Origin of the sequence: Cytobacillus sp. FSL W8-0315, assembly GCF_038002905.1 — a bacterium.
Lineage (GTDB): Bacteria > Bacillota > Bacilli > Bacillales > Cytobacillaceae > Cytobacillus > Cytobacillus pseudoceanisediminis.
The window spans coordinates 2,765,694-2,791,734 of sequence record NZ_JBBOOC010000001.1 but is presented as its reverse complement, the minus strand read 5'-3'; the positions used below and the strand labels follow the sequence as shown (position 1 = coordinate 2,791,734).

Annotated in this window: 22 protein-coding genes; 4 read left to right on the top strand and 18 right to left on the bottom strand. The window is 43.1% G+C overall.

The features are described 5' to 3' along the window. Positions 1 to 92: 92 nt before the first annotated feature. The 5 genes from MKY20_RS14405 to MKY20_RS14385 all read right to left on the bottom strand — a co-directional run bounded on the left by MKY20_RS14405 (position 93) and on the right by MKY20_RS14385 (position 7,218). Positions 93 to 941, bottom strand: a complete 849-nt coding sequence (locus MKY20_RS14405) for a helix-turn-helix domain-containing protein (RefSeq protein WP_251267076.1) — start codon at positions 939 to 941, stop codon at positions 93 to 95. A gap of 376 nt (positions 942 to 1,317) precedes the next feature. Next, positions 1,318 to 2,892: a SagB/ThcOx family dehydrogenase gene (locus MKY20_RS14400; protein WP_341001619.1), complete on the bottom strand. Its 1,575-nt coding sequence runs from the start codon at positions 2,890 to 2,892 to the stop codon at positions 1,318 to 1,320. A gap of 22 nt (positions 2,893 to 2,914) precedes the next feature. Continuing rightward, complete coding sequence (locus MKY20_RS14395; protein ID WP_009333816.1) at positions 2,915 to 4,858, bottom strand: TOMM precursor leader peptide-binding protein; 1,944 nt, start codon at positions 4,856 to 4,858, stop codon at positions 2,915 to 2,917. Next, complete coding sequence (locus MKY20_RS14390; protein ID WP_341001616.1) at positions 4,855 to 6,810, bottom strand: putative thiazole-containing bacteriocin maturation protein; 1,956 nt, start codon at positions 6,808 to 6,810, stop codon at positions 4,855 to 4,857. Before MKY20_RS14390 ends, MKY20_RS14395 begins: the two co-directional genes overlap by 4 nt. A 171-nt stretch (positions 6,811 to 6,981) precedes the next feature. After that, entirely contained in the window at positions 6,982 to 7,218 is a 237-nt protein-coding gene (locus MKY20_RS14385; protein WP_232292512.1) for a heterocycloanthracin/sonorensin family bacteriocin, read from the bottom strand. Positions 7,219 to 7,530: 312 nt separating this feature from the next. Here MKY20_RS14385 and MKY20_RS14380 point away from each other — a divergent pair, with 312 nt between their 5' ends. Then, on the top strand, positions 7,531 to 8,955 hold the full coding sequence (locus tag MKY20_RS14380; RefSeq protein ID WP_009333814.1) for a Na+/H+ antiporter NhaC family protein: 1,425 nt from the start codon (positions 7,531 to 7,533) through the stop codon (positions 8,953 to 8,955). 110 nt (positions 8,956 to 9,065) lie between these two features. Beyond that, positions 9,066 to 10,520 carry a flavin monoamine oxidase family protein gene (locus MKY20_RS14375; protein ID WP_009333813.1) on the top strand — a complete coding sequence of 485 codons (1,455 nt, stop codon included), beginning with the start codon at positions 9,066 to 9,068 and terminating at the stop codon, positions 10,518 to 10,520. A 158-nt stretch (positions 10,521 to 10,678) separates the two neighbouring features. Here the strand turns inward: MKY20_RS14375 and MKY20_RS14370 are convergent, their stop codons facing one another. The 5 genes from MKY20_RS14370 to MKY20_RS14350 form a co-directional block, all read right to left on the bottom strand. Beyond that, on the bottom strand, positions 10,679 to 12,583 hold the full coding sequence (locus MKY20_RS14370) for an endonuclease MutS2 (RefSeq protein WP_034296801.1): 1,905 nt from the start codon (positions 12,581 to 12,583) through the stop codon (positions 10,679 to 10,681). 681 nt (positions 12,584 to 13,264) lie between these two features. Beyond that, positions 13,265 to 13,438 (bottom strand): hypothetical protein, encoded by a 174-nt coding sequence (locus MKY20_RS14365; protein WP_226280741.1) that lies wholly within the window; start codon positions 13,436 to 13,438, stop codon positions 13,265 to 13,267. 222 nt (positions 13,439 to 13,660) lie between these two features. Then, positions 13,661 to 13,927: a hypothetical protein gene (locus tag MKY20_RS14360; protein ID WP_009333810.1), complete on the bottom strand. Its 267-nt coding sequence runs from the start codon at positions 13,925 to 13,927 to the stop codon at positions 13,661 to 13,663. 213 nt (positions 13,928 to 14,140) lie between these two features. Beyond that, complete coding sequence (locus tag MKY20_RS14355) at positions 14,141 to 14,278, bottom strand: hypothetical protein (protein ID WP_019382305.1); 138 nt, start codon at positions 14,276 to 14,278, stop codon at positions 14,141 to 14,143. A gap of 191 nt (positions 14,279 to 14,469) precedes the next feature. Continuing rightward, on the bottom strand, positions 14,470 to 15,069 hold the full coding sequence (locus tag MKY20_RS14350) for a GNAT family N-acetyltransferase (protein WP_009333808.1): 600 nt from the start codon (positions 15,067 to 15,069) through the stop codon (positions 14,470 to 14,472). A gap of 131 nt (positions 15,070 to 15,200) precedes the next feature. On the opposite strand from MKY20_RS14350, the gene MKY20_RS14345 reads away from it, so the two are divergent. Next, the gene (locus tag MKY20_RS14345; protein WP_019382306.1) at positions 15,201 to 15,989 is read left to right on the top strand and encodes a Cof-type HAD-IIB family hydrolase; all 789 of its coding nucleotides are present in this window, start codon (positions 15,201 to 15,203) and stop codon (positions 15,987 to 15,989) included. Between the two features lie 323 nt (positions 15,990 to 16,312). Next, positions 16,313 to 17,773, top strand: coding sequence for a serine hydrolase domain-containing protein (locus MKY20_RS14340; protein ID WP_341001609.1), 1,461 nt, complete (start codon positions 16,313 to 16,315; stop codon positions 17,771 to 17,773). 108 nt (positions 17,774 to 17,881) lie between these two features. On the opposite strand, the gene MKY20_RS14335 is transcribed toward MKY20_RS14340, so the two are convergent. The 8 genes from MKY20_RS14335 to MKY20_RS14300 form a co-directional block, all read right to left on the bottom strand. Continuing rightward, entirely contained in the window at positions 17,882 to 18,568 is a 687-nt protein-coding gene (locus tag MKY20_RS14335) for a copper homeostasis protein CutC (RefSeq protein WP_341001607.1), read from the bottom strand. A gap of 32 nt (positions 18,569 to 18,600) precedes the next feature. Then, a complete protein-coding gene (locus MKY20_RS14330) occupies positions 18,601 to 19,617 on the bottom strand; it encodes an asparaginase (RefSeq protein WP_341001606.1) in 1,017 nt (338 codons plus the stop codon). A 28-nt stretch (positions 19,618 to 19,645) separates the two neighbouring features. Beyond that, positions 19,646 to 20,800, bottom strand: coding sequence for an ROK family transcriptional regulator (locus MKY20_RS14325; RefSeq protein ID WP_019382310.1), 1,155 nt, complete (start codon positions 20,798 to 20,800; stop codon positions 19,646 to 19,648). A 233-nt stretch (positions 20,801 to 21,033) separates the two neighbouring features. Beyond that, positions 21,034 to 21,921, bottom strand: coding sequence for a sugar phosphate isomerase/epimerase family protein (locus tag MKY20_RS14320; protein WP_341001604.1), 888 nt, complete (start codon positions 21,919 to 21,921; stop codon positions 21,034 to 21,036). Position 21,922: 1 nt separating this feature from the next. Then, positions 21,923 to 22,984, bottom strand: coding sequence for a Gfo/Idh/MocA family protein (locus MKY20_RS14315; protein WP_341001602.1), 1,062 nt, complete (start codon positions 22,982 to 22,984; stop codon positions 21,923 to 21,925). A gap of 5 nt (positions 22,985 to 22,989) precedes the next feature. After that, positions 22,990 to 23,898, bottom strand: a complete 909-nt coding sequence (locus tag MKY20_RS14310) for a sugar phosphate isomerase/epimerase family protein (RefSeq protein WP_341001600.1) — start codon at positions 23,896 to 23,898, stop codon at positions 22,990 to 22,992. A gap of 191 nt (positions 23,899 to 24,089) precedes the next feature. Next, the gene (locus MKY20_RS14305; protein WP_026041742.1) at positions 24,090 to 25,058 is read right to left on the bottom strand and encodes an ABC transporter ATP-binding protein; all 969 of its coding nucleotides are present in this window, start codon (positions 25,056 to 25,058) and stop codon (positions 24,090 to 24,092) included. Next, the gene (locus MKY20_RS14300; protein ID WP_009333798.1) at positions 25,051 to 26,040 is read right to left on the bottom strand and encodes an ABC transporter ATP-binding protein; all 990 of its coding nucleotides are present in this window, start codon (positions 26,038 to 26,040) and stop codon (positions 25,051 to 25,053) included. Before MKY20_RS14300 ends, MKY20_RS14305 begins: the two co-directional genes overlap by 8 nt. Position 26,041 lies beyond the last annotated feature (1 nt).

The window sequence follows — 26,041 nt, the reverse complement described above, 5'->3', positions numbered from 1 at the left end:
ATGATTTTCTCTCTTGTTTACTATTTTGAATTTTCTTTCAACTATTGTCTTATGAGATTGAGAGAAAAATTCTTAATTTTGGAGATAGGCCATCAGGAAACGGTATCTGACACATCTGAAGCTGACTGAGAGGACAAGCGGAATTTATTCGGTGAAATCCCCACCAGATTTCTGAAAGTACGATAAAAGGTTGATAATGTTTCATATCCAACCTCAAAGCAAATGGATACGATATCCTGATCAGATTGGAGCAGCAATTCCTTTGCATGGTTAATCCTTACTTTCTGGAGATATTGCAGGGGGGTATCATTAAACTTCCTTTTAAAAATATCATTCATGTATCTTGTTGAAATTCCGAACACAGCAGACAGGCTTTCTGCCGTAATATTATTGAAATAATGCCTTTCTATGTATTCCTTCATTTGTATGGACCGAATATCATTCGCGTCCTGGACAAATGAAAAATTCTGCTGACGCAGAAGGTGAATGATGATTTCAATCAGATATACAGGCATGGACAGCTTTCCAAATAAGTCCCCATTTTTTTGTTCGTACAGCATTTTTCTAATTAACGGCCGAATTTCACTTGCCGTATATAAATCAAGCTCAAAATGGCGGGCGCTTTTCTGAATTAATGTAAGCAATTCATTTTGCAGGGTAATATTCAGCAAAGGTACTGAAAATGCCAGAACCAGAACAGTCATTTTAGTAGTCGCTTTTATGGAGTGAACACAGTTTGGAGTTATCAGCACTACCTTGTCTTTAGAAAAATTATAAGCCTTGCCATCAAGGGTAATCTCCCCTTCACCTTCAAGCGCATAGAGAATTTGAAAATGATCATGATAATGTTCAGCCACAAACTTGCCTCTGAGATGCTTGCTTTCATACAAATTAATTCCTGTTTCCGGAAAATCGAATCTTCTGTAGAGATTTTTGTCCATGAGGGCCTCCTTATAAAACGGGTTATTTTCTGATGATATTTAATATTCTCTATATTCAAAGGTTACCCTTTAATAAATTTTGCGCAGGCATTTGTAAAAAGCTATAAATACTCAGCTCACCAGTCCATCCAATATTTTTCACACATGGCTCTCTCAAATAGCTAGATTTTGTATGTTTAAAGCGGCATCAATAGATAAGGCCCCTGTTAATGAATCCTTCATTCAAGAACAGGGGCCTTACATATTTAAGTTATGAAATTAAAAAAATGTACAACTATACTAATAAGTGTTTCCTATGAGAATTACAATATAGTCTTATATTGAATTATTAGCAGGGAAATCTACCAAGCATGCCTCTCATAAAACATCTCTTCACCTAGCTGATTAAATTCCCTCTCAGCCATGGACGTGCCCGGTAGAAGCCAATCGGGATTTGGATAAGGCTTGTTTTTCCCTGTGATTCCATTCTGTAAATTTCATCACAGATTTTCGCATCAAATCCGAGAAGCGGATGCCCGCCCATCCCAAGGGCTGTCGCAGCTATAAGCAGCCGCTGCATAAGCATTCCCGCTTCTATTTGCTGGATGCGATAGCCTCTGTAGCCCATTTCCTCTTTATGGAAATCTCTATCCCCTGCTATATGAAAGCAGAGCGGGACTTGAAACAGATTCACATTGCCTGCAGGCATTCCGTTTTGAAGCGCAATTCGATGGTCTCCGGGATTAAGCTCCCTTAGTGAATGAGCATCGCTGTCATAATAATAAGCTCCATCCGGAATCCCTTCGACGTTATTCAAACACACATATAGAGTTACACGTGACGCGCGCCTGTCAAGTGCCATATCTAAGTCGTTTCGATACAAGCAGGATGCGGTCGCCTCCTGAAGGAGTGCAGCAAGCTGCTCCTGGCTAACCTTTCCTGAAACAAAATCCATGTCCGGTGAAAATCGCTCGCGGCAGACTGACGCCAAATCATACGATATCCTTTTTACATGAGGAAGAGTCAAAGGCCGGCCCTCACAATTGGTTTCACTAGGGCTGATTTGACGAAACGATTTAGCTGATTCCTGCATGGACGCTTTATTGATGCCGGTTAACATCGGAAAGTCTTTCACTCTGATTGACCTGACCCAGTCATTATTCTGAACCGATGTTACTTCCTCGCACAATTCGGAGGCAGAGGCCATTCCATCCCTGCCGCTTCTGTTCACAGCCCAGCTGGTCGGTTCAACTGACAGCGGGATAACGGCATATACGCTCTCCTCCTGATCAGACAGTCCAAGGAGATGGTTTAGGGCACGATCAAGAAAGTTGAAGTACACTCCCGCTGCAAAACCAAACCTCTTTGTAACCTCTAATAACTGTCCCATCACTGCACCTCCATCCAAGCCCTGCAGTCGATAAGCAAAGTTATTGTATTTAAAGTAATTTTTCCAGAACATGGTCGTCATAAATACAGTCCCAAAACAAGATGTCACATCACAGCGATTGCCAAGAGCACGGGCTATATAGGAATCGAAATTACCCTTGCGCAGCAGCACCAGGCGGTGGTGCAGCACATCGTAGTGGTAGATTCCCTCCGGCAAGTCATCCAATTTCAGGAACATGTATAGTTCGTTAGGATACAGCGCTCCGCCAGAAGGCACAGACCGCCGAAACGACTGCATAAACCCATCCGCCTCTTCATTGGACCCAATTGGAAAGAGGGATTGGCTAACCTGATTAAGGCCGAATGTGTACCAAAGAAAATGACCCATTCTCCTAAGTTCAGGCTTTGCAGGTTCCTCCATTTCTTTACAGGAAAGGGGAACCTCCAGTGACAGGGGAACAACTGGCAAGCCCCGGTAAAGCTTATAGGCAAGCGGCGCATCTTCCCAATCCACTTCCCAATCCGGCGGGCTTATTTGGTCAATATCAAAATGCAAATTGTGCAGAAAGGTATCTAGATTCATCCTTTTTACCTCCCGGTCATGCTCATGGAAATGGGTGAGGATGTGGATTAAGCTGTTCAACTGTAAGGGGTTCTTTTGCATATCCCAGTTTCATTGGGACCTCAAGCACCCTCTCAAGCCCTGTTACACGTGTCAGGTGGTGTCCAAATGTCATTGACAGCATACCCGGAATCAGCACTTTGACACAATGCAATCCGCTCCGCTGTATTTCCGGTGTCGTCTGATCCACCACTATTACATCAAGATTTTGCCGGTGCAATGCCTGAAGAAGGTCCTGCAGATCATCTGTCAGGTCTGCATGTCTTCTCTCCCGCTTGAACTCCTCGGAAAACGTTCGGAGCGGACGGTTTTCATCCAGCAAAAACTTCAGGCGCTCCTCCGCTTGCGGCAAGCCGTAAAGCATCCCATGGTCATCCATTTTGCCGACGAGGGAAGAATCCTGCAGCATTCGCAAAAATTCCCCCTTGTTTTCTTCGAGTTTATCGTCCAGTGTCCCCATCATTCCGGCTAACTCATGAACAGCGCTTTTTACCGCCCGGACCGGGTCGGGATGAGCTCCAGCCGCACAAATGATATTCAATCCTTTTTTCTTCCTGTTTTTCGCCATCGCCCAAACACTTGGAATTCCATGCTCCATTGTGGCGTTATACAGATGCAGATCATATCCCGCCACTGTCCTCACCCGATCAATCATCAGCTGCAATTCCTGTTCATTGGAGGAATAAGGATCAAGACGCGGCAGGGACAGCTGCCCATACCAGGTCATCAGGAATGAATCACGCTCCACCACTTCTAAAATACCGTAGAAGATCGCTTCTTCCAGGCTGCCGCCCAGCGCGCATCCGTTGGATGTTTCATAGACAAATCCATTCCCGCAGCCCAGGCTGTAATAAGCAAGCAGCTCAGGAACCAAAATCGGGCGCTCCTGCAAAAACGAATAACCCCATACCCAATTCATCGGGTTATCTGGATTAAATTTTTTAAATGGAAAGTTGGGCCGTGCATATTGATCATCCGCATGCACACCTACTTTTACAGGATTAAGAGCCCGATCTTCCAGGTTGCGGAAACTGTCATAGACTGCTGTCCTCTTTCCACGGGGCGATATGCCGCATGAACGCTCAAGCCCCTCCAGGATGGCTGTCAGCTCGCTCACCTTATAGGAATGAGTGCGGCCAGCCACGCCTTCGTCCCCTCTAAACAGCGGAAGGTTTACGACTACATCCGCAAAAGGCGGCGTGAAATCATACATTTTCCCATTCATTAAACCAGTCCGCGGATCCAGATAATTTTTGGCGAGCGTTTGTTCTAAATCTTCCAATGATCGGCAGCGGTAACTGGCTGCGCTTATTTTCGGACTTGGCTTAATGGTAATTCTTGCAGCTTCCTGTGAATCTTCAGGCAGGGAGCTGCACACTGGGCACATTGAATCCGGCAAAATGAGGTGGCAAGAGGTTTTAAATGTTTTCAGGCTGACCAAATACATTCGCCCTTCCAGATCCGCCAAACTGCCCTCCAGTACCCTTTTTACCTCTGACACAAGCAGGCAGGACATCTGTAAAAGGCCTGTGCGCGATGCCCAGGCATCACGCTCTAATCCGCTGCTCCCTTCGAGTCTCTGCTGCAGTTCCCACATCTCTTCCCGGTCACGCCCTGCCAGGAGTTTTCGAGTGTCCGCACACTGTGAGCATCCCGGCGCGGACGGGTGAACAAATGGGCCAATCACACCCTCTCCAAATGATACAAAGCCCCGCAGCCAGGGAATACCTGATGATCGTGACACCTCCTCCGCTTTCTTATGAACTGAAGGCATCCAGCTATCGTGCACCACCAGTATCAAATCAGTCCCAACCGGCAGTTCAGGCTCAAAGTTCACATGACGGACTACCTTATATTCGGCGGGCAGTTCTTTGCTTACGCTGTCCGCCAGCAGTCCCTCTCCGACAACTACCACGACAGCACTCACTGAGATTCCTCCTCTCTTATGAACACCCCAAACACCCCTGCCAGACTCTCTTTCAAAAATGGCTCGAACGAAAATTCACAGACTAAGAGCCGCTTGCTGTTTTCTTCCAGCACCCTTCTTGCAGACAGCAATAGCTGGGTTTGTTCCTTCTCATCACAAGGAGGAATGACCAGACTTTGAGGCTCCTTTTCTTCGAGAAGCACAGATGGTGCCTCCACAGCGGTCCCCTTATGAGTCCCCAATTGGTTTTGCACCTGTATAATCGCATGCTGCAGCGCTTTCCTCAGAGCTAATGTGTTATTAAAGCCAACACTGCCATACCAGCGATCGTCCGTGCCGACCCAGACCACAGGGAAGCCGTATACTCCCTCACCCCGGCAGATTTTCGGTGCTCCCTGCATCGTTGTCAATGCATCCAAATAGAACCTGCATCGTTCATCTTCTACTGCATTCAAATGGAGCGGAGAAACTGTTTTCTGAACCTCTTGACGCTTAGCCAGTTTCTCTTCCAAACACCTATCCAGCCCGCGTAAAACACCCTCTGCAAATGTTTCCCCTGCTCCAATTCCAGCAAATTCATTTAAATTTAAAATATTCCCCTTTATTTCGCTATTTGGAGGCAGTTCAAGCCGGCCAGCCATCCGCGATACATACGCTTCAATCCCGGTCAACCCCGCTTCCCTGCGTGCCTCGTCATGCCTCAAATCTGCACAGATTATATTTGGCAGGAGCTCTGCCGGGCCCTTTGACAACGGGTCTGCTGCCTGTACGCCGCACTGTGCCAGCGGAAGCTGCTTTAAATCCCCCTCCTCCCATGTATGAAAAATCCCGGATTCTTTGGAAGTCAATTGGCTGAAAAACAGAAACAAACTGTCAGTCTTATTTCTTTCGGAACTCTGCCCGATCCTCTGATCAACATCTTGAATCCATTCCACAGCAGCATTTCCGATCAGGTTCGGATGTGGCAGGTAGGAATGCCAATTTCCTTCAAGCGTCTCCAGATTCAGCAGGAAAAACTGATTTCTCTGTTCAGCACTGATTAATCCGGTGACCTCTTTAAACAGTTCAAACACGATTAAATTAGCCAGCATCGCTCCTGCCGTTGGGGAGGTGGTGTGCAATTGCTTGTCTTCGCAAAACGCGAATTGATGGACTCTATGCCAGGCAGACTCCCAGCAGCCTTCTGATTCCGGATGCACGAGAGGCCCTGCCATACCAGCCTGTTTGTAGATAATAGCAGGAAGAAATATCTTCTTCTCTTTCCGGCACGCGGCATGTATAACCTGCAGTTCCTCTACATTCCCTGCTTCCGAAACATATAAAATGGAATCATAAGGCTGTATCAATTCCTCCCAGGGACAGTCTTCTTCCTTCTGGTGTGTTACGTCCTCAACTGAAACTTCGGGGTCTGTTTGCCGGGCATGTGCGACAATCTCATTCAGCCGCCTTGTATTCGTCGATTCAGGGTCTGTAATGACCATATGAACTTTAGGCAATCCGGACTCAATCAGCGAAGAAACCAGCGAAACCAAAAAAGGGCCAGATCCTGCTGCCAGCACTTTTTCCTGCCGGTAGGCCTGGAATCGGTATGCACCCGAGTCACCGAAGCTTTCCAATAATTCGATTTGAGAAGAATACTTTTTAAGGACATGATCTTCCAATTGATGAGGATGGTCCCCGCTTACATCCCTTACAAAGCCGTTACGGTATAGCACTTCTGCAATTTCAAACACCCGATCCCTATGCGGGCCCGGCAAGCCGGCTGTCAATTCCCCCAGCGAATGCTCGCCATTAAACATTGGCATCAGCTTTTGAACCCACTGATCGATCATAGTTCCTTCCATTTGGAAGGAACTTACATTATTGCGGAAATACACACCCTTAGTTGGATCTGGGAGAAAAAACGTGTCCCTTTTTACCTTCAGCCGCATAGAAGGGGTCAAATTTTTCATTTCGCGCCTCCTTACCCGTAAACTGTTCCTATTTATTAAACATTACTTTCTCTATAATCCTATGTACCGGGCTTTGTCTCATATGTCTTACCTTCAAGAGAAGTGCCCCTGCAAAATGCAGGGGCCTTCCTTTTGCAATACAGCAAGGATTGTTTTATAGATTCATGGTTATCAACCACCGCAGCGGCCGCCACAACGGCCTCCGCAGCGACCGCCGCATCTGAAACAATTAGAGCATCTGAAACAGTTGAAACAATTAAAACAGTTAAAGCAGTTGAAACAGAAGAAGAAAAAGCAGCTAAAGCAGCGGCCAAAACCAAAACCAATTTGCCGGGATTGATCATTATAATACTGGCTTTGATCCCATGGAACCGCCTCGTTCGCATGGAAATCACCAACATTCAGCATTTGAAGATCTCTCTGAAAATCATTCATGTTCATACCTCCATAAATATTAATAAGCTGTGCCTGCAACAAAGGGCAATCATGAAGAACAGCAGAAATCAATCGGCATTTCTTTGAATTCATCCATTCTCCGAATACTCTCCTCATCAAAATATGTGCCGGGCTGGGGTATTGTTACTGAATCAAACACCCAGATTTATCGGGTTCCATATAACCATGCAGAAAGGAATAAGGTTCATGGCATTTATAGCTCTACATAGTACAATTTTGGGCAATACTAAATAAGTAATGGCATTCTTAATGGAGGGCAGAAATTTGAATCATACCTGGTTATCTCTCATACCATTTATAATCGTAATCGGAATGTCCATCTGGCTGAAAAACATCCTTCCAGGCTTAGTAGTCGGCATTCTCGTTGGTTCCATCATTGTTTCAGCTGATTTGCTGACAGGTACGGAGCAATCAGTCGCTTATATCGTGACAACCCTTTCAGATGAAACAAATATTAAGATTGTCGGGTTTTTATATTTGTTCGGAGGGCTTGTCGGGATGATGAATATCTCAGGAGGCATTAAGGGGTTTTCCGAATGGGCCGGGAGGCGGATCCGATCTGAGCGGGGTCTTCTTGTGTTCATCTGGATCACCCTCCCTTTCACTTTCATGATGCCGATGTTCAGGATTATGATGATTGGGCCTATTATAAAATCCTTAATCAAAAAGATGAATTTGTCCAAGCAAAAAGTGGGCATGACATTGGATATTTCAACCGAATCAGTCATCGTGCTGCTGCCGGTTGCAACGGCATTTGTGGGCTTCATGGTGTCCCTGGTTGAAGGCGGCATCAGCGGGCTGAACCTGGATATGTCGGCATATGAGATCTTTTTATTAAGTATTTTGTTTAACTTTTACGCGATCATTATGCTGCTGATCGGAATCATTCAAACCTTTTGGCGCCGGAAAAAGACCGGAGAGCAAAATGGGGAGGCCCATACCGATTTGGAGGAAAAAGAGCATGAGTTCCATCGGATGGGAATTAAAAAGGAATTATCCCTTGTCAAAGCCCAGCCATGGCATTTGATTTTACCGGTGGTTTTATTGCTTGCCTTTTCTCTGTTCCTGTTATGGCAGGATGGCATGGCACAGGGTGCAAATACAATATTCGAGGCCTTTTCCATGGCAGATGCAACCTTTGTGATGCTGCTTGCTGTTTTTATTACCCTCGTTTTAACCTTTATTTTCTACATAATAAGACGGGAGAAGATGAACGAAATCCTTTATCATTTTTATGATGGAGGCAATCAGATGATGGAGGCGATCAGCCTGCTCATCCTGATTTGGGCACTGACCTTAGCTGCGGAGGATCTTGGATTTTCCGAATTCATCGGGAGTTCACTCGGAAGCTTTCTGCCTGCCTTCCTGACTCCAGCAGCCATCTTCGTGCTCGGTTCAGTGGTCGGCTACTTTATAGGAAGCTCATGGGGAACCTGGGGATTATTCATGCCGCTTGGAATTACCCTGGCGGTTTCGACTGGCGCCTCCATTCCGCTTACCGTTGGAGCCGTATTCGCAAGCGGGGCATTCGGAGCGTTAACCTCACCGCTTGGAGATACGACCATTACCACTGCTTCGATCTTAGATATGGACCTTGTGGATTATGCACGATATAAATTGAAGGTCTCAGCCATTGGCGGTGTGATTGCAGCGGGGCTATTCATTGCAAGCGGGGTTTTTATTTCCTAGGAAGTTTGTATTCACTTCTGCTGTGTCCAGCAGTCCCTTTCCTCTTATGCACATAGTGATTCATGCAAATGAATATACTGCAATGAATCCTATTGCAAAGGGGCGGTGAGATGACTTGGAAGAAAAAGCCGGAATTAACGAATGATCAAATGCTGAATGTGATTCATCACGGCCTTCCAAAGACACAGTCGCCAAAGCATATCATCATTGTTGGTGCAGGTATGGCTGGTCTGGTGGCAGGTTCTTTATTAAAGGAATCGGGGCATAAGATCACCATTCTTGAAGCAAATGACAGAATAGGCGGACGGGTATATACCATGCGCTCCCCTTTCAGCAAAGGATTATTCTTTAACGCAGGCCCAATGAGAATTCCTCATATCCATTCGCTTACCTTGTCCTATATAAAAAAATTCAAGCTCCCTATAAATGTTTTTATAAACCGCACTCCTATGGATCTTCTTTACGCAAATGGCATTAAAACACGGCTTGAGGTGTTTGAACGCTATCCAGGCATATTAAATTTCCCCATTCATCCTAATGAGAGAGGAAAATCGGCTGAAACGCTTCTGCTGACAGCGGTACAGCCTTTTATTGACTTTGTCAGCACAGACCCCGCCAGAAATTGGGCCATTTTGGAAAGCCAATATAAAAAATACTCTTTTGGCTATATATTAAACCTTTATTTTTCAGCTGGTGCGATTGATATGATCGGTGTGCTGCTGGATTTGGAAGCATTTATGGGAATGTCTTTTACCGAAGTTTTACGTGAGTTGGTCATTTTCACTTCTCCAGGAGCTTACTATGAAATAACAGGAGGAATGGACCGATTGCCAAAGGCTTTCCTCCCTCAATTGAAAAATGATATTCATCTCCATCAAAAAATGACTGGAATCATTCAGGACACAAACAGCGTGACCATTCAATTAACCCATCAGCAGACCAATGAGCATTCCACCATAACCGGAGACCTTGCCATTATCACTATCCCCTTTTCAGTTATGAGATTTGTCAATATCGAACCCTTTCATTCATTTTCCTATTTCAAGCGGAGAGCTATTCGCGAACTTAATTATATGGCAGCAACCAAAATCGCCATTGAGTTTAAGTCCCGGTTTTGGGAGATAGCAGGCCAGCCGGGCGGCAAAACCATTACAGATCAGCCGATTCGATTTACCTATCTTCCAAGCCATGGGATTGGCACAAGCGGCCCTGCCATTCTTATTGCCAGCTATACCTGGGCGGATGAGGCTCATACGTGGGATAGCCAGCCGGAGGAGATGCGTATTCAATACGCACTAAAAAACCTGGCGGATATTTACGGCAATATCGTTTATAGCGAATTTGCTGCAGGTGCTTCATACAGCTGGGCACTGGATCCTTTTGCTTCTGGCGGATTTTCATTCTTTGAACCAGGACAGGAAACCGAATTGTTTCCCGGTATTGTTTCACCTGCGGGGCGTGTCCATTTTGCCGGAGAGCATGCATCCAAAACCCGGACATGGATTCAAGGGGCAATCGAATCCGGCATACGAGCTGCATATGAGGTAAATGATTTGCCTAAGTAAGTAATTTTTAAATAATGGTGTAATGGCTGATTAGAAATCTACTTCTGCTTAAACGGATTATCTAACTATTAGTTCATATTATGGGCCGAAACGCATTGACACAAAGAAGAAAAAGCGATCTCTCCAAAACTGGAGGATCGCCTTCATACCATTAGACACTATTCCTGCTTTCTATTTCTGATCTCCTTTTGAACCTTTCTCAGCGCCTTTTTCGATCCTCTCTCCAGATCATGCTGCAGCTTCCGTTGATGGTAATTGGTAAATAAGGAATTCATATCATATCCTTCCGGATAAAGCTCGCTTGCTTTAATGTCCAATTCAACCCGCTTACTGTTCACTTCCACTATTTCATCTTTATAGAACAGCTTGATGATATTAAATTTATCTATTGGCTCATAAACAATGGCATAATCATCCTGGCTGATCCATTTTACCCGGTCACCGATTTCATAATGATATTCCTCTATGTTCTGCGTCACTTCAATCACCGGCTTCTTTATTCTGTTCTCTCTTACTGCTTCCAGATTATAATCCTTGTTTTCAATATACATTTGCGCACGCTTCAGGACATGTTCGCGGATATTCATCTTTCTGGAAATCCAAAGCGCATTGCTCTCTCCTGATTCACCTATTAAGAGCTTATACATCGGCTTCAATTCCGCACTATCGAATAACATGGCAGCATTCATAAAATCATCATGCATTTCAGAATACCGTTTAATCTCTCCATAGTGAGTAGTGGCAACCGTGATGCATCCCATATGATAAAACTCTTCCAGAATGGCAATGGCTAAAGCGGCACCTTCATTCGGCTCTGTTCCGCTGCCGATCTCATCGAATAAAAGCAGTGTATTATTCGTGGAAGCACTCATGACCTCTGATATGTTCTTCATATGGGAAGAAAACGTGCTTAGAGCGTTCTCTATGCTTTGATTATCGCCAATATCAACAAACACATGATCAAAGATGGCGATTTCACTTCCCGGTTTCGCCATAATATGAAACCCGGACATGACAGCCAGAGTGAGGATTCCGATTGTCTTTAAGACGACGGTTTTCCCGCCCGCATTTGGGCCTGTTATGACTAAACTTCTATAATCTTTCCCGATTTCAAAATCCAGCGGGACAATGGTTCCTTCTAATAAGGGGTGTTTGCTGCTTACTAATTTGATATACCCATGATTATTAATTTCCGGTTCAATGGCGTCCGTACTTTTGCTGTACTTCGCTTTCGCAAAAATCATGTCGTACTGGCTGATGCATTCAATATTGATGCGGATCTCATGAATGGATTCAAGAATGGCTCCGGAAAGCGTGGCTAATATTTGATATTCCTCTACCGACTCCTCCGATTTTAGCATCGCCAATTCAACATTGAGCTTTGAAACTGCATCAGGCTCTATGAAAACAGTCGACCCTTTTGAAGATGTTTGGATTACGGTTCCGGCTACCTGATTTTTAAAGGATGCTTTAATCGGAATTGTAAAACGGTCATCCTTTTTGCTGATATAGAATTCTTGAATGTACTCCTTATTTGCTCCGCTACGCAAAAACTTATTCAAACGTTCTTCGATTTTCCCTTCTGTTTTTGCTATGTGATTTCTGATTCGTTTCAGCTCTTTGCTGGCACCGGAATCAACCATGTTTCCTTTAATCGCATATAAGATCTCTTCTTCGATATTTCTAAATTCAGTCATAGATAGCGCATAAGTGTACAGAACTGGCGCAAAGAATTCTTTATCAGCCATAAACTTCTTGATTTTCCGGCAGCCTCTTAAAAAATCGGATACAGCGTTTAACTCGGATGGAGTTAATATGATGCCTTTTTCCAATTTTTCAATATGGCTTGTGATATTGGAAATGCCTGTTAATGGCAAATGCTTTTCGGCGTCCAGCAGCCTTCTGGCCTCGCTTGTTTCATTTAAGCGGTTGCGGACGGCTTTCATATTCGAGCTCGGCTGTAACCGGTCGATTAACTCTTTCCCTAAACTGCTGACGCAATGCTGTTTCACTTTATTCTTCAATTCGTGGTATTGTAATTTTTCAAAAGTCATTTTATTCATATTCTCTGCCTCACTCCAAATAAAATAGCCCGCAAAAGCCTTCCCCACCGCCAAATTGAATTGGGCAGAAAGCTTCCGCGGGCGTTCTATTTCGAACAGGCATAAACAAACTAAACCCTAAAGCAGGCATAGTGTCTTAAGCTACACGAAAATATAGAAATGGAAGCAGTCTTATAGTAGGTATTCAAACAAGTTATGTTTGAAAAAAGGCATTCTTAATAAACTGGCTAAAACCAGAAAAATAAACACCTTATTCAACTAATAACAATTAGTTGACACCTACTACCGACATACTTCACCACACCTTTTTGTATTATGAAATTACTGTAGCACGGAACTGCCAGTCTCGTCAAACAACTTTTGGAATTATTTGTACATTATTTAAGGCTCTTTTCGTATAAATTGTTGTTTTTCGTCTATCAATGTTGTCCGTTGATTTCCGCTCCAGGATGCTCGCTTTCCGCGGGGCGGGCGGTGAGCCTCCTCGACGCTGCGCATCTGCGGGGTCTCACCTGTCCTGCTACTCCCGCAGGAGTCTCGCACCTTCCGCTACAATCAACTCAGTAAATAATAATATATAAAAAGCAACAAACCTTGCGAAAACAGCCTTGTTTATAAAGCTGTTTTTCCAAAAGAAAAGTGCACCTTCTTCATAAGGCGCACTTTCTTTGAATTTGAATCTTACTCAGTTTCCTCTTCAGTTCCTTCTTCTGTTCCTTCTTCAGTGCCTTCTTCTGTTCCCGTATCTTCAGTTTCTTCTGTGTTAGTCTCGTCAGTATCATCTTCATTGTTGCAGCCTGTAGCCACACCTGTAATCATTAAAACTGCCATCATAGCTAATAACCATTTTTTCATTTCCAATTCCTCCTTGGCTGCTATATTTGTTACAGTAGTAATCATAGAAGAATCCGAACGGAAATAGAAGGTCACAATCCATTTTTTTACATTCATTAACCTTCTTTTAAGAAAGTTCATGAAAATAAAACATAGCTTTTTCAAAGAGCGGGACTAAAAGCCCTTCACAAACGGGTACCTTGAAACTCATGATCTAATTTATTTCAGGGTAACTGCTGGCACTCATTCTCCACCGTCGTCCCCTCCATCATCGCTGTCTCCTGTATTACTCTCATCGCCGTTCCCGGCATGATCAGCTTCATCAAAAAATCCTTTAATCGAATCCAGTATATTTTTATTCGTATCTTCACTTTCATTCCAGTGATGTGCATTTAAAAAACTCTCTAAAGTAAATACCTGAACCGCTTGTTTTTTATGTCTGGCAATAAAGTAAAGACAAAGGATTATAATCAGCAAGATAATAATTGTAAGAATCCAGTCATTAATCACCGCAGCCGCCGCTCCTTATTTTTTTCTATAACCGATTAAGTTTTAGTCCCCGTTAGCTCTTTTTTTTGTAAGAGTCTTTTATTTTATGATAGGGAATTAACACAAATGGCTGGTCTGTAGGTGTGAATTGCTCGATTCCATTCTGGTTTTCATCAGGCAAAAAGTATGTTCGTCCCCATTTTTTGATTAACCACCCTTCACAGCCTGCCGGGATCATCCCCAGTTTTCTGCTTTAATATCGTCTAAAAAGGGATAAAACCCTCCAAAAACATTATCGAGAATGCCTATTACCTGGCATGGTTTAATAATCTGAATCCGATACAGTTTCTCTTCTTTGAATACAGATGCCATTGATATTAATCTCCTTCTTAGAAATATTTTATAATCGAAGCCTAGTATAATTGATGTCTTAACTTTACTTCTATTAAACTTCTTTTTCGTGAAAATAACGTATTTTTAGATAAATGGATTCAAATCAACTATGCAGCATCAGGGTTTCTCAGTTCGTCCATTTAGCCATCACATCACAGGACAGGACCCAGCTACTCAACTTCTTTCTTCTTCACATGCTTCATATAGACAAGATTATTGACACCGCTTCTTTCACTATGCTTTTGAGGTATACGCATAAACTCTGAAAAGCCCAGTTTTTCATAAAGCTTGATGGCATTTGTATTGGTATCTGCTACCTCTAGAACATATTCGTCAAATGGATTTGAATCCATTATGGATTTTAGCAGTTCTGCCGCCACACCCTGTCCTCTATAATTAACTGATGTTGCCACAAACTCTATTGCACCCATATTTTCAGATATTTGAAAGGGATATTGATTTTTCTCAAATTCTTTTTTGAGAACGATATAAGCAATACTTCCCATAATTAAACCAAGATGCTTTCTAAATTCACTATATTTTAATCTCACTGCAGGTGTATTGTTTGTACAGGCGGCTATAGCTGCAATATGATTGTCATCTGCAGCCGTATAGAAGACCTCAGTATTAAACATATGGGCAAATGTCCTGTAAAGTTTAGCTTTATCCTTTGAAAAGTAATTCAGCCATTGATAAAAGCCGTCTACAAAAATGACACTCATCTCATTTCTTATATTTCCTTTTGCTTCACTAGCAAGAATAATATTCATAGTCTGCCCCTCTATTCTTTGTGGATGTTTCAACTCGATAAATAAAAAACACAAAACTATACACTGAGTTTACCTGGCTTTAATATTAAGAGGATATGATTGGTTTATCAACGAAAGAGGAGGCAATATAAATGAATATGCGTGCAGTATTTATTGATATGGATGGTACACTCCTGAAAGCCTCAAACTGCATTTCCCGCCGAAACATGGAAGCCATTTATCGGCTCATAGATCAGGGAGTCATGGTGTTTCTAGCCACTGGCCGGCACTATGAAGTAACTGCTCCCTACCATAAAGAAATTGGATTGCAAACTCCCATGATCTGTTTGAATGGTGCCTCTATTCACGATGCAGAGACAGGAAGGGCTACGCAAATAAAAACCGTACGATTGAACGAGGAACGCTTTCACCATCTGACCGCAGAAAGTCCATGTAATGTTATGATCCATACATCAACTGGGCTATATTGTAAGGAAACAAATGAAGAAATCGATTATTGGACGAAAGTTGGGCAAATTCCGCCGCAGTATATTGGAGATTTAAGACAGGCTGCTTATCAGGATGTTCTTAAATATAGTGTTCGAACTGGTTCCCCAAGCCAAGAAATATCTGCTTTGTTTAAAACGGAAGCAGCAGTCATCGATTGGAATGACGGGTTTGAGCTGGTTGCTCCCGATGTTTCCAAATGGGCTGCTATCAAAAGCTTACTTAACGAACTTGGAATCAGCCCAAATGAAGTCGCAGCCATTGGAGATGGCCCCAATGATATAGAGATGCTTCGTCATGCCGGTACGGGTGTGGCAATGGGGAACGCCGGCAAACTGGTTAAAGACGCAGCTGATTTTGTTACAGGGCACCACGAAAATGATGGATTAGCTGAGTTTATTGAACGTTATCTTCTTAAATCTTATGCGATTTAAAGTATTTTATAGGTCTTTTTGAAATAAAAAAGACAGGTGTAATTCGTTAACGGGTTCCGATAAGGGAGAGAACAATTGAATTAGTATATGAAGCAGACCATTCAGCATATCAATTTGGTCTGTTTTTTTATTGTCATAACAATGTTTGCAATGAATTGACATGGAAAATAACCATCATATTAACAGCAGAATATTCAAATACGACTGAGGGCTTAGAAAATAATTAGTCTATAGCAGGTTAACCTAATAAAGACTATCTTGTATGATTATGTTTGTACTTCGAGCCTTTCATAATAAACACAAATCTACTGGAGGAAAATTATTTGATACCTTTTAATACGAAGAAATTATTTTTTATTCCTCTGTTAATAATTCTTGTAATGCCTATGTTCCACCTCCCTTTTTCTGCACATGCTGCTCAATCGTTTAGAACTGAAGATGTTGATAAATTTGTTACTAACTATATGGAACGTAACGGACTACCCGGTGCATCCATCGTAGTGGTAGAAGATGGTAAATTAGTATATGAGAAAGGATATGGTCACGATTCTGAAGGTATGTCTATAAATGAAAACTCATTAATGAGAATCGGTTCCGCATCCAAATCATTTACTTCATTTGCTGTTTTACAGCTCGTTGACGAAGGGAAAATCCAACTGGATGACCCAGTAATAAAATATTTACCAGAGGTAAAACTTGACGACACACGATGGAAAGAAGTTACAATACGTCAACTAATGAGTCACACATCAGGGATTCCGAATCCGATTATTGTTTCGCCAGCGAGCAGCTTAAAAGCAGGAGTGGAACGTTTATATGATTGGAATCTGCAATCAAATCCAGGAGAGAAACACTATTATAGCAATGCAAACTACTGGCTCTTAGCCCGCTTAGTGGAAGAAGTAAGCGGAATAGAATTCTCTCAATATCTTAAACAAAAGATATTCTCTCCATTAGGAATGGGTGATTCACTTGCAGCAGTGAACTCTACTGATTTTGTACAAGGACTGCCTAAAGGATATGTAACAGCTTATGGAACTGCAATACCTTGGACAGAGCTTGTAGCGATGAATATGGGGGCTGGAAGTATCATATCAACTGCATCAGATATGGGGAAATGGCTTGCTATGCACACGAACGAAGGGAAAAACAGTTCTGGGCAACAGCTTTTATCCAAAGAATTATTGGAAGAATCTTATTCACAGCAGCCTGGCAGCAATAAATACGGACTTGGCTGGTCTTTAAGCTCACCAAGCGTCAAACCAGTCCGAATCTCACATAGCGGTGCAGTTTCAACGTATCAAACTCAACAAGATATTGTTCCTGGCAGTGGCTATGCGGTTGCAGTTTTACTAAATAGCTTTACCCCTACTTTAGAACACGCTTATGAGATTAGTTCAGGTATTATCCAATTAGCCGAGGGACAAGAACCTGAATCAAAAGCTCCTTCACCTAAAATAATCGATTTATCACTTGGCGTTATCACATTGATTTACTTACTTTTAGGAATAAGAGGTATACTGCGAAGTAAAAAATGGTCGAAAAAACGGAAACATCAACCAACTTGGAGATTTATCCTTCGATTAATTCCTCAATTAATTCCAGCATCATTAATCGGATGGTTGTTCTTTATTGTCCCAACATTACAAAATAATAGTTCAACCACAATTGATGCATTTGGTCTTTTTCCTGCTGCAATGGTCTTATTAGCGATTGTTTTCATTATTGGATTGGTTCTTACCGCTTTAAGAATCTATCATCGATTCACCTTAAATAAAGATTAAGGATTATAGAAAATTACACTCAAAAAAAACGCTCAGAATAACTCTGAGCGTTTTGGCTTGTAATTTATATTGCTTCAGCAGGTCGCATTCCGCTAAAGCCTTTTCACATTATGCACCGATTATTTTCTTTACCTTTTGCACTCTCTCAGGATCAATCGCATGCTCATAGCTTGATTCCACACGAACTCCTGTACCAAAATGAACTTCAGTGACTGGCACCTCATCCAAAAACACACTGATATTTTCAATGGAAAGACCTGCACCCGCCATGATCTTTAAATGACTATTTGCTGTACGTTCATGCAGGCTCTTTAGTCTTTCTGCTGCATCAGCTGCACTTCTCCGGCCTCCGGAAGTAAGGATTCTCGAAATTTGCGGATACTGTTTTAGACTTTCCAATGCTGCAAATTGATCATCGGCCTCATCAAAGGCACGGTGGAAGGTTATATCCAACCCACCTGCTGCATCGATTAGACGTTTCAAATGATCGTTATGTACTTGATGATCAGGTGTAAGAACGCCAAGCACTACACCCGCCGCTCCTAATTTATTGCATACTTTAATATCCTGAATCATAATGTCAAGGTCTTCTTCCGAATAGAAAAACCCGCGGCTGTGCGGACGGATCATCACATTTACTGGAATCTTTAATTCCTTGCACACTCTTTCAATGACGCCATAGCCTGGTGTCAGACCGCCCTCTGTGAGCCCGGTTACCAGTTCAATTCTGCCTGCTCCTGCTTCCTGGGCAATTAGCGCATCACTTAGGGTATCTGCGATCACTTCTATTAACATGTTTGTATCTCCTTTAATCGTGCGTTCTAATTTTAATTTAAAAGCAATTTCTCGGACTGAAATATTTCCTTTATAGATCCCACTTCCATTCCAGCATCATTTCGAATAACGGAAGGCCTTAGGTTTCTCAGGTTTTTTATGGTTTCGTGATTGCTATAGTGTATTTGTTCAAGAATAGATGCTACAATGTTTGGCCAGACATCCTCAGATCCATTTAACACTTTGAGGGCAAATCCAGCCCGTTCTTTTTTTAGTCCGAAGCAATACACACCCTGGGCTCCGCCTTTAGCTACAATATTCTTGTCTTCCAATAAAATCGAACAGATAAAATGCTGTGATGCAACCATATTGAACTGGTTATTCATAATGGCCGTCATCTTAACAACTGCCAGCTGGAGCTGGGGGTCTTGAATCAGATCGGGACAAGCCAGCTTCAGGTATACTTCTGACATCCTTTTTAAAGGAATGGCAAAAACGGGGGTCCCGCAGCCATCAATACCAATATGAATAGCAGAGACCGGGATGCCCGATAAATGAGAAAGAATATCCATGATGTGCTTTTGTAAAGGATGGTCTTCTTTCCAGTATCCCTCCACTGGAAATCCCCATTCACGGCATACTGCAATAAATCCCATATGTTTGCCTGCGCAATTGTGATAAAGCCTCCTTTTCTGAATCCCTTGTCTGATCATCTCTTCTCTTGGCTGTATATTTAAAGGATAAGAAGGGGGGCAATAAAGTTCTTCTTCCTTTACAGGGAGTTTTGCTAGCATGGATTCCAGCGCCTTAATATGGTAGGGTTCTCCTCGATGGGAAGCTGTAAACAGTGCAGCTTCCTGCTCTGTTAATCCGTACTTATCAATTATGTCAGTCAGAAACACCGGCAGCGCCTGGATTGGCTTAGAAGCAGAGCGAAAGTATGTGTAATGCTCTTCATCACCAACCTGATAAAAGGATTCTAATTGATCATTCATACCGCAAATGATCCCTGTATGAATATTCTCAACCAGTCCTCCCCTGACTTCCTCTACTAATGCAGTGTATTTCAATTCAGTTCTCTCCTTAAAATTAGCTTATCTACTCAAGCTCCAGCATGAGATTTTGGGCCTGTATGGCCGCTCCAAGAACAACTCCGTTCTCACTTAATTCCGAATATACGATTCTCACCGATTGCTTCAATGGCTCCCAAATATATAACTCGCATTTTTGCTCAATGGCTTGCTTCATTTCAGGCAGCTTCTCAATCGTATTGCCGCTCAAGATAATGACTTCAGGATTATACAGACAGAGGAGGTTGCTGATGGCCAATGCAATATAAGTGGAGGCTCTATCCATAATATTTAGTGCCCAGGGCTCCCGGTCCCGGTAGGATTGGAACACATCTTTTATAGAAGAAATATCCTTTACTTTCCTGCTGTCAGCAAGGATCGCCCCTTCAGAAATATAGGTTGCAAGACAGCCTATTTTGCCGCAATTGCAGACATTGCCAGTAGGATCAATCACGGTATGCCCGATTTCCCCTGCATTATTGGTTTCCCCTCTGTAAATGTCTCCATTAAGCATGATAGAAGAGCCTATTCCTGACCCAATGCCTATTAATATGGAATTCTGCGAATTCTTCGCTTTGCCTGTAAAGCTCTCTGCCACAATCTTCATTTTTAATTCATTATCTACTATGACATTAAAAGAGGTAAGCTTTTGCAGATCTTCAGCCAGGCTTGCATCTTTCCACTTTAACTGATCCGATATCTTTACAATTCCGTTTTTATAATCAATATATCCAGGTAAACCGACTGCCAGGCCCATTATTTTAGCAGCAGGAATCTCGTTTTCATCCATGATCTTTCGAATGACCGCATCTATTTTATGAAGTGTTTCCATATAACTCTCTGATTCATTTCTTTTACTCTTATGTAATGAAACCATTTCTCCAATATAATTGACAATTCCAACCTTCAGCAGGGATTTATCAATTTCAATGCCAACTGTATAAAGCACATCTCCGCGAACTTCCAGCAAGGTTGCTTTTCTCCCTACTCCCGATGCAACTGCCTCCGTTTCCCTTAGATAGCCCTGCAGCTGAAGCTCAGTGACAATTCGTGTTATGGAAGTCGGGCTCATCCCCGTCATTTTTGCAATATCTATCCTTGATATAGGAGACTTGGTCTTTAAAATATCAAGAACAAGATTTTTATTTTGTCTTTTCATTAAAAGCTGATCGTGTTTCTCCATTATCCTACCTTCTTTATGCCTGCAGATTTAGACTTCCAACTCTGAAGGTGCATTTAAAGAATCGTGTTGACTCTCGCCTTCATTGGAAAAACCAACAACATCCTTTAAAACTAAATCACTTTTCTGTGCAAGTTCGTTAAAGCTTCCAAAAGAGAAATCTTACGTTTCCATTTTGGAAGCTTTCATTGGAAATCCCTATCTCATTATACACTTTGTTCAAAGCATGAATCCATTTACCTAAAGCTTTTAATGAACCCTACCGCTTCCGCGATATCACGGATTGGATTTTGGTCCACTTCTCTTTCAATCGTTAAGTACCCTTGATAATTAATTTCGTTCAAAGTATTGAAGTAAGCCTCGAAGTCAACATTTCCCTTTCCGAGCGGAAGCTCCCTAAAATATTCACCTGAGGCAACCATTTCGGCAATTTTCGCATGGTCTGTACCGCCGCCATATCCAAGGAACCCGTAGACATCACGGGGATCAGCAGGCTTAAGCCTTTTTCCATCCTTCACATGTGTATGGACAATATAATCCTTTAGGAGCCTAACACCAGCTGCCGGGTCATCTCCGGTTACCATAACCATATTCGCTGGATCGAAATTAACTGACACTCCATTTGTGCTCAGGGTATCCAGGAAGTCTTTAAGCCTGGCAGAAGGTTCAGGACCTGTCTCAATGGCAAAGTAGGCATTCATGCTTCTTGCGTAAACAGCCAGTTCTTCACATGCTGTCTGCATGGCTTCATATATGGGGCTGTCCTGCTCTTCAGGAATAATGCCAATATGCGTCGTAACAATACTTGTTCCCAATTCTGCAGCGAGATCCAAAATGCGTTTGGATTTTTCGATCTTAATTGGATTTTGCTCAGCATCCTGAAACCCATGCCCTCCAAGGTCGCCGCAAAGTGCCGATATTTCCAGTCCAATGGAATCCAAATAGCTTTTAAGTTTTTTTCGGGAAGCTTGATCTATATTTTCAGGAGCCATTTCTCCTTCAACGGCGTATATTTGTACACCATCCGCCCCCATATCCCTGCAGACTTTAAGTCCTTCGTACAAGGGCAGCCGAAGACTATCCACCATGACACCAATTTTATTTGAAAGTTTCACAGTCTTCATTTTAAGCAAACGTCACCTCACTTTTCTTATCAGCCGCTTCATAAATGCCAGCGAGGATCTTCATCATTTCCACTCCATCTTCAACGGGCGCCAATGGATTTGTACCTGTTATGCTGCTTGAAACAAAGGAATCGATCTGATTCTGAAAGGCATTGGCAAAATCAAATGTTAGATGATCCATTTGCGGATGAATATTTAAAATGGTGTTATTTTCTTCACTTACAATGGCCAATTCTGGCTCAAGTTCTGCCCCGCCTTTTGTGCCATATAATTTGACTCCAATTTCATCTTGCTTCGCATGAAGTGTATAGGATACATCCACAAATAAAGAGGCACCGTTCTCAAACGTTATAAGGGCATTTGCTAAATCTTCTACTGTATTACGGTCTTTTTGATAATCTGCCGCTTTATAAAAGCGCAAATTCTCGACATTCCCTCTGTTCCCCAGCTTGCTGTACACATTTCCGGAAATCGACTTCACTTTAGGGCGGCCCATAAGGTACCAGCATACATCGATGACATGGACACCTAAGTCAATTAAAGGGCCTCCCCCTGAGCGATCCTTGTCAGCAAACCAGCCCCCGGGATTTCCGAGACGGCGCAGGCATGATGCTTTAGCATAGTAAATGTCGCCTAAAGTTCCGTTATCAACAAAAGCTTTCAGCACTTTTGTATTTGTAGCAAACCTTCGGACGAATCCTACCTGCAGGGTTTTCCCGCTATTCCTTACAGCCGCTTCCACTTTTAACGCTTCTTCCACATTCATGGCCAAAGGCTTTTCTACCAGTACATGTTTTCCAGCGTGTAGTGCCCCAACAGATATTTCCGCATGGCTATTATTCCAGGTGCAAATGCTTACTGCATCGATATTCGGGTCACTATACACTTCTTCTATATCCCTATATACATGGGTGATTCCATACTCCAGCGCTTTCGCTTCCGCTCTTTCCGCAGAATAATCAAAAACTCCGTACAGGACAGCATCAGAATTGCTGGCAAAGGACTTGAAGTGCATATCAGATATGGATCCGGCTCCTATAATACAGACTCTTAAAGGCTCCACTTTCTTCACCCTTTCAAAACCGGCTTAGTATCATTCACTGCCTGCACTTCGTTCCATAATCTTCTTACATTATCCATGCCAATTTTCGAACCGGTCCTGCAATCTTCCATGCCTTCAAATTCCACTGTTAGATAGCCGTCATAGCCGGAGCCTTTTATCAATCTGATAATCTCGCGTATATTTAGATCTCCGTGGCCCACGATGGCTCCGCGCAAATAGTTTTCATTTACCGTTCTGAACCATACTCCATCACCCGGATTCTCATAATATGGGCGAATATAGAAATCTTTTAAATGGACAGTTGCCGCGTATTTCAGATTCTTTTTCACCCCAACGAGCGGATCCTCATCAATGCAAAGGAAGTTGCCGACATCGAGAGTTGTTTTGAAGTTAGGACGGTCCACCTCATGAATGACCCGCTGTACCCGGTCGCTCGATTGGACATTGAATCCGTGGTTTTCAATGGTTGTCGTAATGCCGTATTGTGCTGCATAATCTGCGATTTGACGGCTTCCTTCTACTAGCTTATCAAAATGCTCTTCGAAGTAGTGAATCGTCATTTCTTCTGGCTTCAGCTGAAATGCTGTTACATCATGGCGCATAATCTTAATGCCCATGAGATTAACAATATCCACATGCTCCTTCAGCCTCTCCACTTCTTGTTCGAATGCTTCCTGTGTCGGCTGAACAAAATTGGCCGGCAGGGAATAGGCAGAAAGTTCAATACCTGCTGCTTCTGCTCTCTTCTTAATTTGATGTGCCAGCTCCGCATTATCCACAACCGAAAAACCATAAGGGACTATTTCCATATGTTCCCCGCCATTTTCGGCAATCCAGTCGATCACATCCAGAACCGTCATATTGCCATCTCTTAATTCTCTTACCAAACTGTACGTGCTAAGTCCAACCTTCATGAAAATCCTCTCCTATTTCCAGTATTTTTATAGTGAATTTGCCAGGAATGCAGATATTCCGCCAAGTGGCCGATATTTTAAACATGTGATCGAAAAAATTAAATTCTGAACTATATCTCCGAAAAGTGACCGATAAATTCCTGCAGTGCGTAAAATCCTTAAGATAAATCTCCTTGAATCAGCACGTTTGGCTAATCCATTAAATGACATGCAACAAAATGATCATCAGCCAGTCCTTTTTTCACCTCTGGTTCCACTGTTCTGCAAATATCCATACAGGCAGGACACCTCGTGTGAAAGCGGCAACCGGAAGGAGGGTTAACCGGACTCGGCAAGTCTCCCTGCAGGACAATCCGCTCCCTTCTCAGCCGCGGATCCGGGACTGGCACAGAAGATAACAGTGCTTTTGTATAAGGATGCTGCGGATTTGAGAAGATGACATCCTTCGGACCTGATTCAACAATGGTGCCAAGATACATGACCCCGATGCTGTCGCTGATATGTTCGACTACACTTAGATCATGAGAAATAAATAGATAGGTAAGATTAAATTCAGTCTGCAAATCCTTTAATAAGTTCAGGATTTGAGATTGAATGGAAACATCAAGAGCGGACACGGGTTCATCAGCTATAATGAGCTTAGGCTTCATAATCAGCGCCCTGGCTATGCCGATCCGCTGGCGCTGGCCGCCGCTGAATTCATGAGCATACCGGTCTGCATGATGTTCTGTAAGTCCAACGACTTCGAGCATTTCTGACACCAGGTGATTCCGTTCGGCTTTTGATAGTTTCGTATGGATCACAAGAGGTTCGGCAATAATCTCTCTTACTTTCATTCTTGGATTGAGAGATGCATAAGGGTCCTGAAAGATCATCTGCACCTTTCTTCTTACCAATTTCAGCTGTGATTCTTTCTTTTGTGAAATTTCTTCGCCATCAATCCAGATTTCACCATGGCTAGGAGTCAGCAGCCTTGAGATCAGCCGGCCTGTTGTAGACTTGCCGCACCCGCTTTCTCCAACCAGACTGTATGTAGTCCCCTGCTCGATCCCGAACGACACATCATGAACTGCCTTTAATGATCTCTTTTTGGCAAACATGCCGCCAGGAAGCGTGAATGACTTCCTCAGCCCGTTTATTTTCAGCAGTGTCTCAGGCATATACATTCTTCCTCCCTTCTTCAATCATCCAGCAGCTGCACATTCTCCCATTTCCCAAATCAGTGGGATTCGGTTCTTCCTCTAAACAAATGGCCATGGCCTCAGTGCATCTTGGCGCAAATTTGCAGCCCTTTGGCATATTGCTGGGATCAGGCACATTCCCTTTAATGGATGTCAGTTTATCCTTCCTCTGCCCGATTTTTGGAACAGATCCTATCAGTCCTTTCGTATAAGGATGCTTGGGGCTTTCAAATAAATCGAATACATTCGCTTCCTCTACTACGCGGCCTGCATACATGACTGCTACCCGGTCACACATTTCCGCCACTACACCCAGATCATGGGTAATTAATAGAACGGACATGCCTTCCTCTCGCTGCAGCTGTTTCATCAACTCCAATATTTGCGCCTGAATGGTTACATCCAGTGCAGTCGTCGGCTCATCTGCTATTAGAAGCTGAGGATTGCAGGACATGGCCATGGCAATCATAATCCTTTGCCGCATCCCCCCGGACAGCTGATGGGGAAATTCATAAACGATTTCTTCTGCCCGGGGAATCCCAACTTTCTTTAAAATAAAAATCACATGCTCCTTCGCCTGTTTTTCGTTTAAAGCAAGATGCAGCCGGATAGGCTCCAGCAGCTGTTCCCCTATTTTCATTACGGGATTTAATGAAGTCATCGGCTCCTGAAAGATCATGGCCATTTGTTTTCCGCGGATCTTTCTCATTTCCCGCTCTGATTTATGAGTAAGATCCTCGCCTTTAAAGGAAATGCTCCCGCCCGATATTTCTCCGCTAGTGCCTTTAAATAATTTCATGATTGACAGGGAGGTTAAACTTTTGCCGCAGCCGGATTCCCCTACGAGCCCGAGTACCTCTCCTTTATTGATATGAAAACTGACACCCCGCAAAATTTTCAGCTTTTCCTTATCCTTTGTAAATTGCGTCTCCAGCTCGTTAACCTGCAATAGCTTCTCCATT